Annotated in this window: 12 protein-coding genes; 8 read left to right on the forward strand and 4 right to left on the reverse strand. The window is 36.9% G+C overall.

Annotation, left to right across the window (positions count from 1 at the left end; translation table 11 throughout):
• Positions 1-41 precede the first annotated feature (41 nt).
• The gene (locus BMW36_RS07775; RefSeq protein WP_089740301.1) at positions 42-359 is read right to left on the reverse strand and encodes a hypothetical protein; all 318 of its coding nucleotides are present in this window, start codon (positions 357-359) and stop codon (positions 42-44) included.
• 191 nt (positions 360-550) lie between these two features.
• Between BMW36_RS07775 and BMW36_RS07780 the strand changes: the two genes are divergently transcribed.
• From BMW36_RS07780 to BMW36_RS07800, 5 genes are all read left to right on the forward strand, one after another.
• The gene (locus tag BMW36_RS07780; protein WP_089740302.1) at positions 551-1,666 is read left to right on the forward strand and encodes an ABC transporter ATP-binding protein; all 1,116 of its coding nucleotides are present in this window, start codon (positions 551-553) and stop codon (positions 1,664-1,666) included.
• Positions 1,663-2,601, forward strand: coding sequence for a carbohydrate ABC transporter permease (locus BMW36_RS07785; RefSeq protein WP_089740303.1), 939 nt, complete (start codon positions 1,663-1,665; stop codon positions 2,599-2,601). Before BMW36_RS07780 ends, BMW36_RS07785 begins: the two co-directional genes overlap by 4 nt.
• Positions 2,598-3,416, forward strand: a complete 819-nt coding sequence (locus BMW36_RS07790) for a carbohydrate ABC transporter permease (RefSeq protein ID WP_089740304.1) — start codon at positions 2,598-2,600, stop codon at positions 3,414-3,416. Before BMW36_RS07785 ends, BMW36_RS07790 begins: the two co-directional genes overlap by 4 nt.
• A 28-nt stretch (positions 3,417-3,444) precedes the next feature.
• Positions 3,445-4,833 (forward strand): ABC transporter substrate-binding protein, encoded by a 1,389-nt coding sequence (locus BMW36_RS07795; RefSeq protein ID WP_425431928.1) that lies wholly within the window; start codon positions 3,445-3,447, stop codon positions 4,831-4,833.
• A gap of 113 nt (positions 4,834-4,946) precedes the next feature.
• Positions 4,947-5,699 (forward strand): glycerophosphodiester phosphodiesterase, encoded by a 753-nt coding sequence (locus tag BMW36_RS07800; protein WP_245711628.1) that lies wholly within the window; start codon positions 4,947-4,949, stop codon positions 5,697-5,699.
• 67 nt (positions 5,700-5,766) lie between these two features.
• Here BMW36_RS07800 and BMW36_RS07805 read toward each other — a convergent pair whose 3' ends face one another.
• Positions 5,767-7,305, reverse strand: a complete 1,539-nt coding sequence (locus tag BMW36_RS07805; RefSeq protein WP_089740305.1) for an extracellular solute-binding protein — start codon at positions 7,303-7,305, stop codon at positions 5,767-5,769.
• Positions 7,306-7,711: 406 nt separating this feature from the next.
• Between BMW36_RS07805 and BMW36_RS07810 the strand changes: the two genes are divergently transcribed.
• From BMW36_RS07810 to fabI, 3 genes are read left to right on the forward strand one after another with little or no spacing between them, the layout of a single operon-like run.
• On the forward strand, positions 7,712-9,187 hold the full coding sequence (locus BMW36_RS07810; RefSeq protein ID WP_089740306.1) for a DUF1538 domain-containing protein: 1,476 nt from the start codon (positions 7,712-7,714) through the stop codon (positions 9,185-9,187).
• A 5-nt stretch (positions 9,188-9,192) separates the two neighbouring features.
• On the forward strand, positions 9,193-9,858 hold the full coding sequence (locus BMW36_RS07815) for a P-II family nitrogen regulator (protein WP_089740307.1): 666 nt from the start codon (positions 9,193-9,195) through the stop codon (positions 9,856-9,858).
• Between the two features lie 15 nt (positions 9,859-9,873).
• Positions 9,874-10,656 carry an enoyl-ACP reductase FabI gene (gene fabI, locus BMW36_RS07820; protein WP_089740308.1) on the forward strand — a complete coding sequence of 261 codons (783 nt, stop codon included), beginning with the start codon at positions 9,874-9,876 and terminating at the stop codon, positions 10,654-10,656.
• A 74-nt stretch (positions 10,657-10,730) separates the two neighbouring features.
• On the opposite strand, the gene BMW36_RS07825 is transcribed toward fabI, so the two are convergent.
• Positions 10,731-11,711, reverse strand: a complete 981-nt coding sequence (locus BMW36_RS07825) for an alpha/beta fold hydrolase (RefSeq protein WP_089740309.1) — start codon at positions 11,709-11,711, stop codon at positions 10,731-10,733.
• A 49-nt stretch (positions 11,712-11,760) separates the two neighbouring features.
• Positions 11,761-14,802 carry an efflux RND transporter permease subunit gene (locus BMW36_RS07830; protein ID WP_089740310.1) on the reverse strand — a complete coding sequence of 1,014 codons (3,042 nt, stop codon included), beginning with the start codon at positions 14,800-14,802 and terminating at the stop codon, positions 11,761-11,763.
• Position 14,803 lies beyond the last annotated feature (1 nt).

The following is a 14,803-nucleotide window of genomic DNA, read 5'->3' on the forward strand; positions in this document are numbered from 1 at the left end:
ATAAGATAAAAAAACTCAAGTAGCCACTTGAGTTTTTTTGATTACCAGTATCCAGGATACGCAGGATATGGTGGAAAGAGAAATGGATACAGCAAAAGTCCGCTTAATAAACCTAACGGGTATCTATATGGATAATAACGACGGTAAAATCTGCGTGGGTACCCATATCCAAATTGACGCTGTTCCTCATCTGCCTCAATATTTTCCGGTACCAGCATTGTTACACTGTTTTGATCAACACTTTGAATGATTCCTTCAATTTTTTCTCCATTTGTTAATTCACCAACTACATAATAATTCTGATATTGCTCACAAAGATTTTTCATTTGATGACCCTGATAAGAATTTTGATGATGCATTTTCAATCCCTCCTCTTTTTTAGGTTATTCACCCAGTTAACAGAATGTGACGGAGTAAAATATTAATTTTGTTAATAGATTGTTAGATTTGTTATTAGTATTTATAAAAACGGTTTAATTATTGTAAAAAATGTCAATTGCAATGAAAAATATGATTTAATGTCTGTAGTCTCAGTAGGGAGGTAGTCAAATTGCAACATGTGGAAATGATAGATCTTGAAAAATCTTATGATAATCAAAAGAATGTCCTCAATGGGATAAATCTAGCAATTGAAGAAGGCGAATTTTTTGTATTAGTAGGCCCTTCGGGATCTGGAAAAAGTACTCTGCTTAGAATGATTGCGGGACTTGAAGATATAACGGGAGGAATATTGAAAATTAATGACAAAGTCGTTAATCATTTAAGGCCTAAGGACCGTAACCTGTCAATGGTTTTTCAAAACTATGCCTTATACCCGCACTTAACGGTGGAACAGAATATTTTATTTGGTCTTCATGCAAAAAAAGTAGAGAAGAAAGAGCAGCAAAAGCGGTTAATAGAAACAGCTGAGATGATGGGGCTGACTGAATTATTAAAGCGTAAACCAAAGCAGCTGTCTGGAGGGCAGAGACAGCGAGTTGCCTTAGCGAGGTCGGTTGTAAGTCATGCTCCATTATGTTTAATGGATGAGCCGTTATCTAACTTAGATGCAAAACTGCGTGCCCATATGAGAATCGAAATTAGAAGGCTTCAGAAAAAATTAGGGTTAACAATGATCTATGTGACACATGACCAGGTGGAAGCAATGACGATGGGTGATCGAATTATGGTCTTAAATGATGGAAAGATTCAGCAGGTTGGTGATCCGATTACTCTCTATAATGAACCAGCTAATTTGTTTGTTGCTTCATTTATTGGTTCACCTAAGATTAACCTAGGCACAGCAGTGATAAGGGATCATCACTTGATTATTGAAGACTCGATACATATCCCGATCACTACTTCTGATATCGGTAATATTATCCAAAAAGATGATTTAACAATTGGAATACGTGCAGAGCATATTTTTCATGGTGAGGAAGATAAGAAGACACATGAACTAGAAGTCATCAATGTCGAACATTTAGGAAATGAAACATTGTTAACTTTTGAGATTGGAAAAGAACTTTGGACAGCGAAATGGCTTGGGCAATGGAGAGCTCGGGTTGGAGATAAAGTTCCTGTGAAAATTTCTGTTGAGCATATGAGCTTTTTTGACTCAAAAACTACAGAATTGATCAAACCGGCAAGTAATACAGCAAAAGAACAAGAGGTAGTTGCGATATGAGTGATTTATTAATTGAAGCGGAAAAAGATTACACAGGTGAATTTTTGAAGGCAAAAAAAGTACAAAGAACGAAATCTTTTTTGAAAGGTGTCTTATTCTTACTGCCTTCAATCATTCTATTTAGTGTTTTCTTATTTTATCCATTGTTTAAAACAATTTATTTAAGTTTCTTTTTAACTGACAGTAGTGGAGCAACAACCGTATTTGTGGGAATGAACAATTTTAAGGCCATATTTACTTCTCCATTATTTTTAAAAAGTTTAGAGGTAACTTTTTTATTTGTTTTATACACGGTGCCTGGAACTGTAATTGTTAGTCTTTTTTTAGCAGTACTTGCTAATGAAAAATTGAGAGGTATTGGTATATTCCGAACAATCTTCTCTTCAACAATGGGAATATCAGTCGCAGCAGCTTCCGTATTCTGGATGTTTCTATTCCATCCTACTATCGGCTGGCTTAATCAAATATTGGAGTTATTCGGTGTAGAGGCGATTGGATGGTTAACAGACCCGGACTGGGCCCTGATTTCCGTATCGTTATCAACCATATGGATGAATGTAGGTTTTACTTTTCTGATTTTATTGGGCGGATTACAATCAATAGATTCCTATTTATATGAAAGTGCTGATATAGATGGTGCCAGTTATTTTTATAAGCTTAGAAGAATTACCATACCTATGCTGTCTCCAACTTTATTCTTTGTAATTACAGTATCTTTTATCAACGCATTCCAAACTTTTGGGCAGGTTGACATGCTAACACGCGGGGGACCGCAAAATGAAACAAATGTGATTGTTTATTCGATCTATCAGGAAGCATTTATGAATTATCAGCATGGTGCAGCAAGTGCACAGGCGATTATATTATTTGTCATCATATTATTGTTGACACTTGTCCAATTTAAGCTTGGAGAAAGGAAGGTGCATTATCAATGACAGTACCAGCATACCAGAAAATTGTATTTTATTTATTATTGACTGTATCATCTGTATTAATATTTGCACCAGCCATTATTGCATTCTCCATGAGTTTTATGTCAAACCAGGATATTATGACAGGAAAAATAATTCCGACTTCTTTCACGTTAGATAACTATGTCCAGGTATTTGATCGATTTCCATTATTTAATTTTCTGTTAAATAGTTTAATAGTATCGATTGTCATTATGATTGGCCAGCTTGTTTTATCCAGTTTAGCTGCATATGCTTTTGTGTTCCTGGAATTTAAAGGAAGAGACATCTTGTTTTTTGTTTTTATCGCAACAATGATGGTACCTTTTGAAGCCTCCATCATTCCTAACTTTCAAACGATTCGTGATATGGGATGGATAAACACTTATACAGGTTTAACATTGCCTTTCTTTGCAATGGCGTTTGGGACATTTCTGCTTAGACAAAGCTTTAAGCAAATACCGAAAGAACTAAAGGAAGCAAGTGAAATTGCAGGAATTGGAGATTTTAAGTTTTATTTAACTGTTGTCCTGCCAATGGCTAGAACGAGTCTTGTTACATTAGGTGTATACGGATTTTTAACTTCATGGAACATGTATTTATGGCCATTGCTTTCAACAACAGATGATACAACCCGGACAGTACAGATTGGTTTGCGCCAACTGCAATCCCAGGAGCAATTAAATGAATGGGGGGTCATTATGGCAGGAGCGATTATTGTTGTTTTACCGACACTAATTCTTCTGTTCCTTGGACAAAAAAAGCTTCAAAAAGGACTGGCAGAAGGTGCACTAAAATAAAATATTTAAATAAAGAGGAGTGTTCACATTGAGAAAATGGTTACTAGGTTTGATAATTATGATGGTTGTGTTCATTGCTGCAGGGTGTAATTCAAATGATGCAGATGCAAGTGGAGGCGAAGATGCGTCAAATGAAGAAAATACTAGCAATGATTCAAACGCTGAGGAAAGTGAAGCAGATGATGAGAAACAGGTAGTAACTTTCTGGCATGCAATGGGTGGAGCAGCACAAGAAGCATTAAACAAAATAGTTGAGGATTATAACAATTCCCAGGATAAAATTCAGGTAAATGCGGAATACCAGGGTACATATGATGAAGCATTAACTAAGTTCCATACAGTTGCAGGTACAGACAGTGCCCCGACTATGATCCAGGTATTTGAAATTGGAACAATGTCTATGATTAACAGTGGTCATATTGAGCCAATCCAAAATTATGTAGATAAAGATGATTATGATATGTCAGGGTTGGAAGAAAATATTATCAACTATTATAAAATTGATGATAAATTTTATTCAATGCCTTTCAACTCTTCTACACCTGTAATGTATTATAATAAAGATGCTTTTGAAGCAGCAGGACTAGACCCGGAAAACCCGCCGGCAACTTATGAGGAAGTTGAAGAAGCAGGAAAAGCTATCGCTGAAAGTAATCCGGAAATGAAAGGTTTCGCCCTTCAGGCATATGGCTGGTTATTTGAGCAATTATTAGCAAATCAAGGTGCACTTTTAATGAATAATGACAATGGACGTTCAGATACACCAACGGAAATTGGTTTTACAGAAGAGCAGGGTAAATCAATCTTTAATTGGGTACAGAACATGATAGATGATGGCACTTTTGCTAACTATGGTACCAATGGGGACAACATGGTATCAGGTTTCTTAGCGGAAGATGTTGCAATGTTTATGCAGTCCTCTGCAAGTGCACGCAACGTAATAGATAATGCACCGTTTGAAGTAGGAGTGGCTTTTATCCCGCATCCGGAAAACACGGAGCGTGAAGGTGTTGTTATTGGTGGTGCAAGCCTATGGATGGTAGATGGGAAGAATCAGGCTGAAAAGGATGCAGCATGGGAGTTTATGAAGTATCTGCAAACACCAGAAGTTCAGGCAGAATGGCATGTTGGGACAGGATACTTCGCAATCAATCCGGATGCATATGATGAGCAGGTAGTACAGGATGCATATGAAACAATGCCTCAATTACGTGTAACGGTTGACCAATTGCAGTCAACAACATCTTCTTTCGCAACACAAGGTGCGATTATGGACATGATTCCGGAAGGTCGCCGAATTGTAGAAACGGCATTAGAAACCGTTTATAATGGGGGCGGTGTAGAGGAAGCATACCAGACAGCTGTAGATCAATTAAACCAGTCGATTAAAAATGCAAACACAGCTCGAGGTGAATAATTGTTTAATGATCAAGACCAGTGGGGAAACTCTCCCCGCTGGTTAGATTTTTCTTTTTAAACAGTGGTGAATAAGGAATTAATGAGTATAGTAAATTATATTGGTGAGGGGATGTGATTCCATTGACAAAAATTTATGGTCACAGGGGAAGTAAGGGGAATTATCCGGAGAATACTTTATTAAGTTTTCAAGCGGCAATAGATGAAGGGGTAGACGGTTTAGAGTTGGATGTCCATATGACCAGAGATGGTGAAATAGTTGTTATTCATGATGAAACGTTAGAAAGAACAACAGATGGCAATGGCAATATAAAAGATCTGACACTGGATGAAATAAAACAATACAGTGCAGGAATTAAATTTCAGCATTTCCCGAATTATCACCCGTATTGGCAGCAGGAAAGGGTACCAACATTAGAAGAGGTTTTACAGCTTTTAGAGGGAACTGATATTGAATTAAATATTGAGTTAAAGACATATATCAACATATATCCAGGGATAGAAGAAAAATTATTATTTACAATGAGACAGTTCGGCGGTAACCGGAAAACTGTATATTCTTCTTTTCATTTACCATCATTAATCAGACTGAAACAATTAGATAAAGATACGAATATAGCATGGTTATTACACAGTCCGATATCAAATCCTTCTGATTATATGCAGGTATTTGATCTGGAAAGTTTTCATTTAGCAAAAGATTTAGTATCAAACGATATGTTTCCGGATTATCAGGAAATGCTCCCAAATGTAAGAGTCTGGACAGTAAATGATGAAATAGAATTGAAAAAAATGCTTGATATAGGGGTAAAGGCTGTAATTACTGACTATCCTGAGAAAGCCATTCACTTAAGAGTAAGAAACTAAATTAATACGCCTATATGGAAATACCATATAGGCGACTTTCAACAAACTGCTTTTTGGAAAAAGTAACTTACTGTTGTGCTTTCCATTGTTCATTATATTCTTCAATTACCTGCGCTCCGCCAGCTTCTTTCCACTTCTCAATTGCCTGGTCAAAGCCATCACTATCAATTTGCCCTAAGAAATATTGATACGTAGCGTCTTCCATAATTTGAGTCAGTGTTTCGGACGTATTAGCCCATGTTGCAGAGTCTAATGCTGCAGTTGGGTCAGCAACTAAATAATTATTATTATCTTCATATAATTCTTCCGCTTTTGCCCTCGGTTCATATTCAAAGTGACCTGTATAACGGCCGTTTGTTGCTGGTTCACCAATTTCCAACGGTGTATATGGCAGGATTTCGCGGTCAAATTTTTCTTTATTCTCTTCAATCACTTGTGCTTTACCATCAATTACTTCGTGATGCTCTCCTTCAACACCCCAAATAAGCAAGTTTGACCCTTCAGGTGACATTAAATAGTCAAAGAAACTTAAGACACCGCGAAGTTCTTCCTCATCTTCTATTGCTGCTTTAGGGAAAATGAGCATACTTCCATATCCAGGTATGGATCTTGTGCGGTATTCACCGTCAGGTCCTTCAATATAGTTATGAACATCAAGAACAACATCAGGATTAATCGCTACAGCATCTTTATACATACCTTCTACATCACCCATTGTTCCGATATAAACTCCTGCTGTACCATTTTTTAATAATTCCTGCTGATCAGTTTTACTTGTAACAGGGGCATCTTTATTAATATATCCATTATCGAATAAGCTTTTAAAATAATCCATTGCTTCGCGATATTCCGGGAACATGAATTGTGGTAATAATTCACCATCTTTTTCACCCCAATTATTTGGCGCGCCATGCCATGTTGCAAAGTTTTCGAAAGTCCCGAGAATCTCCCTGTCTGTTAAACCAATTGTATCATCTTTCCCATTGCCATCTGGATCATCTTCAGTAAATGCACGCATCATTTCATATAATTCATCAAGATTAGTAGGTGTATCCAGTCCTAAATTATCAGCCCAGTCTTTTCGGTAAATAAGACCTTGGCGTGACAATGGACGGCCAGCATATAGGGTATAAATCTTGCCATCGATTGAGGTATTCTTTAATATATCCGGATTCAGTTTACTTAAATTTGGAAATTCTTCAAGGTATGGACCTATTTCCCAATACTGTCCGTCCCTGACTGCTTCTTTCTGCTGGTCTAATGTAACATCTTTTAATAGGAAGACATCTGGAAGGTTATTTGTTGCGATCGCTGTATTCAGATTCTCTGCATAATTGTTATCAGGTACCCAGCGAATATCTAATTTTGTATTTGTGGCTTCTTCTAACATCTCTTCTAAACGCTTATCAGGTACTTCCGGTACGTGTAAGTTAAACATCATAGAGATTTCCTGTGGTTCGTTATTAGTGGAGGAGTTTTCTGTGTCTGTTTCAGAACTGGATTCCGCTCCATTATTTGAAGCATTTTCATCATTATTGCATGCAAATAATATGGCTGACATAGTCACAAGAAGAAATAACAATAAAGCATTTTTAAACTTTCTCATTATTACCCGCCCCTTTTATAAATAATGTTTCATCCACTTAAATAACCGCTAATGATGAAATGTGAACACACCTCCCTGCAAAATGAAAACGTTGTTAAAATAAAGCGCTTTCATTTGTGTAGTATTATTTTACAATGGATGACTATAAATGTAAATAACATTTTTTTGCAAGCAGATGAATGTTAGAAATAAACCTTGACCTTTGTAGTGAAAAATTCAAATATGCTATAATTATATGAAGTTAAATATCCTCGGAATTTTTCTTTATCAAGTTGCTTATTGGTGTAAACTCATTCTGTTTGTGGAATAACAGATGTGGAGGCCATAATTAGTCTTACTTTATCTTCATTTTTAAAATATTCAAATAACAATAATGCTAATTAATATAGAGAGGATTGTGTTTAATTTGAGCGTTCTCTGGTCGAAACTGTTAGAAGTGATATTAGCTGTAATGCCTATAACCATTATTGTTGTCATACTAAATTTCACCTTAACAACTCTGGATTCATCGCTGATAATCAGATTTCTAATTGGAGCTGTTTTTATTATTATTGGACTGTCAGTTTTTCTTTTAGGGGTGGATATAGGAATAACCCCGATTGGTAAGCATATGGGGAAGGCAATTGCAAAGACAAATAAATTAGCAATTGTTATACTGGCTGGTCTCTTTCTAGGCTTTATAATTTCTATTGCTGAACCAGACTTGCATATATTAGCTGGGCAGGTGGAAATGGTAACTTCAGGGGCAATACCGAAATTTCTGATTGTTATGGTTGTATCTGTCGGGATTGCTGTTTTGCTGGCTTTAGGACTTGTAAGGATTGTTTATAACCTTCCATTATATAAAATATTAACAATGCTGTATGCAATTGTACTGGTTCTGGCACTGTTGACTTCGCGTGAATTTCTAGCAATTTCTTTTGATGCTTCCGGAGCTACTACAGGTGCAATGACAGTGCCATTTATCCTGGCTTTATCAATCGGTATTTCCGTTCTCAAAAAAGACAGTAAAGCTTCGGAGAAAGATAGTTTCGGTCTTGTAGCAATTGCATCTGTCGGGGCCATTATAACGGTGATGATCATGAGCATCATTTCTCAGGCAGATGAGCTAAAAGGCGGCATAGAACCATCTCACCACGAATCTGCTTCCATACTCGGGCCTTTTGTTACAGAAGCTGGTCACATAATGCAGGAAGTATTTATTGCATTACTACCTATTATTCTTATATTTCTTATCTTTCAGAAAGTTTCTTTTAAGTTATCTAAAACAAATTTCCGGAAAATTCTGATTGGACTCACTTTTACTTTCATTGGGTTAGTCCTGTTCCTTGTCGGTGTTAATGCAGGTTTTATGGATTTAGGGACGGAATTAGGATATAGCCTTGCAATGTTAGAAAATAAAGCATATATTGTGATTGTTGGATTTATTTTAGGAATTGTCACAATATTAGCAGAGCCAGCAGTATATGTTCTCACAAACCAGGTTGAAGATGTCACAAGTGGATATGTTAAAAGAAAAGTAGTGTTAACCACATTGGCAATAGGAGTGGGGATAGCAATCGCTTTATCCATGTTAAGAATATTAATCCCCGAACTTCAGCTCTGGCATTACCTGTTACCAGGATATATAATTGCTATTGCCTTAACATATATCGCACCGAAGTTATTTGTTGGTATTGCATTTGATTCGGGCGGGGTCGCATCAGGCCCAATGACTGCAACATTTATTTTGGCATTTACCCAGGGGGCAGCAGATGCTATTGAAGGAGCCGATGTGATAGTTGACGGTTTCGGGATGATAGCGATGGTAGCTTTAACTCCTCTCATAACATTGCAAATACTCGGTTTAATTTTTAAGCTAAAATCCAAAAAGGAGGTTTAATAGATATGGCTCAAGTTAGTGGTATACCACAATTTTCATTAATATATGTTATTGTAAAGTTCGGATTAGGCAGCAAAATAATTAAAGAAGCCAAAAAATGTGGTATATCAGGTGGGACTGTCATGCTGGGCAAAGGTACCGTGCATAACAAGATTTTAAATCTGTTAGCAATATCTGATGTAAGAAAAGAAGTAGTAATGATGATAGCAAATAAGAAAGCAACCTTTTCAGCATTGGAACATTTAAATAAAGTATTTCATTTTGAAAAGCCTAACCATGGAATTGCTTTTACGACAGGCTTAACCGATCTGGTAGGGACGAGGAGCTGTACAATAAATGATCAGATAGAAAGTGAGGAAGATAAATCAATGTTCCAGAATATTGTGGTCATAGTGGATAAAGGAAACGCAGGAGACGTAATGGACGCTGCTACATCTGCCGGTTCAAAAGGGGGTACAGTTATTAACGCACGAGGATCAGGTATTCATGAAACTAGTAAGTTATTTTCCATGAACATTGAACCGGAAAAAGAAATAGTGATGATTTTAGCTGATGAAAATACAACACCGGCTATTGTGGAAAAAATCAGACAAGACTTAAAAATAGATGACCCGGGTAATGGTATCATCTTTGTACAGGATGTAAATAAAACTTATGGTATTTATGAGTGAATTCAGGAGGAAAAGATGGAAGATTTATTACAACTAAAAGGAAAAAATATTGTAATTATGGGTGTAGCGAATGAAAGAAGTATTGCATGGGGGGTAGCTGAATCCTTAGCAAAAGCAGGGGCTAACCTTATTTTCACATACCGCAAAGAACGCTCCCTAAAAAAATTAACGAAACTACTTGATGAATCAGATATAACAGCAAAATCTGTTATGCAGTGTGATGTTAATGAAGATGACAGCATAACAGAAACATTTGCAAAAATTGGAGCTGAATATGGAATTATCCACGGGATTGTCCACTCAATTGCATTCGCTCATTCAGAGGATTTAAAAGGGAACTTTGTGGAAACATCACGTGACGGATTTTCCTTTGCTCAGGATACGAGTGCTTTTTCCTTAATAGCTGTAGCTAAAGCGGCTAAGGCTTATATGACAGAAGGTGGTACGATTATCGCAATGAGCTATTTAGGAGCAGAGCGTGTAGTTAGAGGTTATAATGTAATGGGTGTTGCTAAGGCTTCCCTGGAAGCGACAGTGAAATATTTAGCTGCTGATCTGGGTGAAACAAATATTCGTGTTAATGCCATTTCTGCGGGTGCCATTCGTACATTAGCCGCAAAAGGTGTACCTTCATTTAATGAAGTATTAAATAAAATTGAAGAAAATGCACCATTAAAGCGGAATGTAACGAAAGAAGAAGTTGGTGACATGACAATGGCAATGATGAGCCATTTATCAAGAGGAGTAACTGGCGAGATAATATATGTTGATTCAGGGTATAATATTTTAGGAATTTAATGTGTAGAAGGCTGGGACTAAAATTAATTCTCTAATACAGACGCATATCGTTTTGTCCCAGCCTTTCTTAGATGCTATTCAGTTTCAGGATCTTTTGTTAGTGAGAAAACTTTTTTACTTATTTCTTTATAACGAGTCCAATGAAGATAATGGTGTCCTTCCAGTATTATGACCTCACTGGCAGGATTATTGTTTAAATGTAATTGATAAAAATCTTTTCTTGCCCGAGCATCCTCATCGCTCTCCATGTCATTTGCCGTGAAAATTATGACAGGTTTATCGTCTGGAAAGGTCATCTCTTTAGTCTGATCAAGGTTGTAACTAATTAATTTCATTTCTTCCACTATATTTCGATTATATCCGCGCCAAGATGAAATAGCTTTCGTTTTCTGTATATTTTCCTCTGAGTACGTTCCAGCTTCTGCAATGGGAAGGTAGTCTTTTTGATTAATTGATATTATTAATCTCGCAATTCCTGATGGGGCTGCATATTGCATATAACCAGGCATTGTCGGGACAGACTCATTGAAATATTCAAATGAAAGTGGCAGAGTCGGATCAATACCTATAATTGCTTTTACTTCTTCAGGATATTTATTGGCGTAATACATACTGTATACGCCAGAAATTGAGTGTGGCATTAATGTATATGGCCCCTCTATACCGGCTTTTTTTAAGCCCATTCTAATTTCTTTCACAATATTTTCGACAGTACGTCCCTCATTAGTTAAATCGCTGAACCCGTAACCAAAAATTTCAACTGCAACTACTTTATGATTTTTTGCCAAGTCATTTATTAATGGTGCAAAGTCCAGATGGGGTGCAGCGGTTCCTAAGCCACTCAATAAAACGATTGTGTCTTTACCATCTCCCTTTGTATATATGTGCATGTTTTTGCCGTTCACTTCTACTAATCGGCCAGGTGGTGTGTACTTATCCTTTTCATAGAAGGTGATAAGCTGGTGTGATAAAAACAATACAAGGAATAAAACGGTGAGTAAAAAAATAATATTCCTTAAAAATATAAATATTTTGTTCTTTTGCTTATTTACCATTTTTCCCCTTCTCTCATTTTATCTAAAATATACATGCGTTGCTTACAGGCTAAATGACGCTTTTTGAATCTTCGATTATCTCCGTAGTATTATCTTTCTGACTATTTCTTTCTTTTTTAGAGAATAAACGGTATACTGCAGGAATCAGGAACAATGTTATCAATGTTGCAAATAGTAAACCTGATATGATCGCTGTTGCCATTGGTGCTTGATAGTCACTTCCAGCTCCTCCAATGACAGCTAACGGCAGCATACCCCCAACTGTGGTAAAAGCAGTCATAAAAATTGGGCGCATTCTGTTTCTTCCTGCTTCGACTAATGCGTCAGGGACTGACATTCCAGTCTTACGTAACTGTTTCGTCCTGTCAATAAGAAGTATCGCATTGTTAAGTACTATACCAATCAGCATAATAATCCCCATGCCTGACATGATACTTAATTCCTGTTGAGTCAGGAGAAGTCCTAAAATGACTCCGACAAGTGTCATGGGAATTACAGACATTACGATCAAAGGATGGAATAAATGATTGAACTGGACTGCCATTACCAGATACACTAGAAAGATAGCAATACCTAAAATAAATAACATATCCTGCATCAATTTCTGCTGTTCATCTAAGTCTCCTGCCAATTCAATGTTGTAACCGTCTGGTGTTTCCACATTAGAAATAATCTGCTGTACTTCACGATTAATTGAACCTAAATCACGTCCGCCGGTAGTTGCGGTAATCATCGCATATCGTGTTCCATCAGTATGACTTATTTGATTCGGTGCCTCTTCCTCCGTTATTGTAATAAAGTCAGATAATGGCTGACTTCCGTTTATCGTTGTTACAGGTAAATCTAATAATTCATCCTTAGTTGTCAGAGGCTCTTTCCATGAAGCTGTTAGAGGGAAAGTGGCTGATTCTATTGCCAACTCACCGAAAGGCATATTCAGGAAGGCTTGCTCGGTAATTTGCTTCACCTGGGCAGCTGTTAAACCGGCATCAAGTAGATTAGAGTCATTCACTGTTATCTTTTCCTGCTTGGAAGTTCGTTCCATTGAACTGGAAACTTCAACAACACCATTTAGATTCTCCAGTTCTTTCATAAGAAGGGAAGAAACACTTTGTATCTCCTCAAATTTTTCTCCTTTCACCAGTAATTCGATTGTGGATACACCACTTACGGAAGTTGCACTCTCTACACTGGTAACAGGCAAGGTATCTTTTAACTTATTCAGGGATCGTATAATCTCTTCATTTACTTCAGCCTGACTTCTTGTCACGTTCTCCCCCTTAGTCATATTTATAATACTGTATATGACACCACCCTCATCGAGTACATAATTATTTTCTACATCCTCAATAGAATTCAATGATTGATCAACAGCATTTATAATTTTTTCTTTGTCATTTTTCGTAAGACCGGGTTCTAATTCAATCATTACTTCAGCATAGCGGTTATATACATCAGGCATAATAGTCATCGGAATTTTTGTAATCAATAATAATGAGCTAATAAAAATTATCGTAAAAGTAGTAATTAGTATGAGGCTGTTTCTCTTTTTACGCACGATCCAGGAAACACTTTGTCTATAGACAGTTACCAGCATATTATCTTTCTCTTTTTGTTTTTTGAGAGAATTTACGAGTAATTTATCTGCAAGAGCAGGAATAATGGTAAAGGCGACAATAACAGAACTAATTAAGGTAATTGCTACAACTATCGCTAAAATAATCATAAAGCTGCCCATATCACCACTTAGTAAACTGACAGGGACAAACACTGCGATCGTTGTTAAGACAGAAGCAATAACCGCTGTAGAAACTTCCTTAGTTCCTTGAATAACTGCTTTTTTATGAGATAGACCCTGTTCTTTCTTTCGTATAATGGATTCCAGAATAACAATCGAAGAATCAACCATCATACCTATACCTAATCCGAGGGCAATTAATGACAGGATATTAAAACTGTAATCCAATAACCACATTGAAATAAATGTTAATAAAATAGATGTTGGAATGGAAACCCCAATAATAATGGTTGCACGTAAATTCCGCCAAAACATAAGGAGTATAATAATTGATAAGATTCCGCCAATCAATACATTACTGGTTACGCCGTTCAGCGCCTCTTCCACATAATCAGCCTGAGCTACTACTTCGTTTAAATCATATCCATCCAGTAATTTTTCTTCCCGCATTTTTTCAATTTCTGACCGGACTGCGTTTGCCATTTCGACTTGTGTTGCTTCAGGGGAACGGCCAATTTGTATAAAGATAAAATCATTCGATCCGTTTTTCCATACATAGGAGGCTGTGTCTTGAGGTTCTATTGTTACATCGGCTATATCTTTAAGCTGGACTAATCCATTGTTTGAACTTATTCTCGTTTGTTCAATGTCTTTTACGGATTGGGATGCGGCATTCCAACGGAGCAATTGAGTAGTACTTTCATCAGTAAACTCACCGAGTGTTGTTTCTGTATTCTCTTCCCTGATAGTGCTGATAGCCTGAATTGGATCTATACCTGAGTTTTGAATTTTTTCATAATCGAACCGAATCATGATTTCTTCTTCCAGCGCTCCCTGCAGTGCTACATCTCCAACTTCAGGCAGCTCCTCCAGTCTTGGTTCCAGTATATCCTCTGCAAAGGCGGTTACATCAGACATATCACTACCAGACAAATCATAATAAAACTCGTAGGCTGAACTTGTGCTATATTGCCCTGTCATTATTTCCTGAACGTTCGGGTCATTTGACAATACGGAATGAATCAGTGATTCCAGTTCGGGATAAATCTTTTCGCCAAGTCCTTCTTCCCATGTTATTTCCATCGTACTTCGTCCAATTGCAGAAGTAGAATGGATATTTTTAATGCCATCTAATCCTGCTACTGCTTTTTCAACTGGTTCAGTAATCGAACTTTCTACTTCTGTCGCTGCTAAATCTCCTGCAATTACATCAACATAAGCACCATCCATCTTGACTGGCGGAAGCAACTCCTGATCCAGTCTGTAAATCGCAAATAAACCAATGATTAATACGAGTACTGTAATCAGTCCAACTAAAATTTTTCTCTCCAGAATAAATTTCAATAGTCCCATT

Source organism: Gracilibacillus ureilyticus (assembly GCF_900111195.1).
Lineage (GTDB): Bacteria > Bacillota > Bacilli > Bacillales > Amphibacillaceae > Gracilibacillus > Gracilibacillus ureilyticus.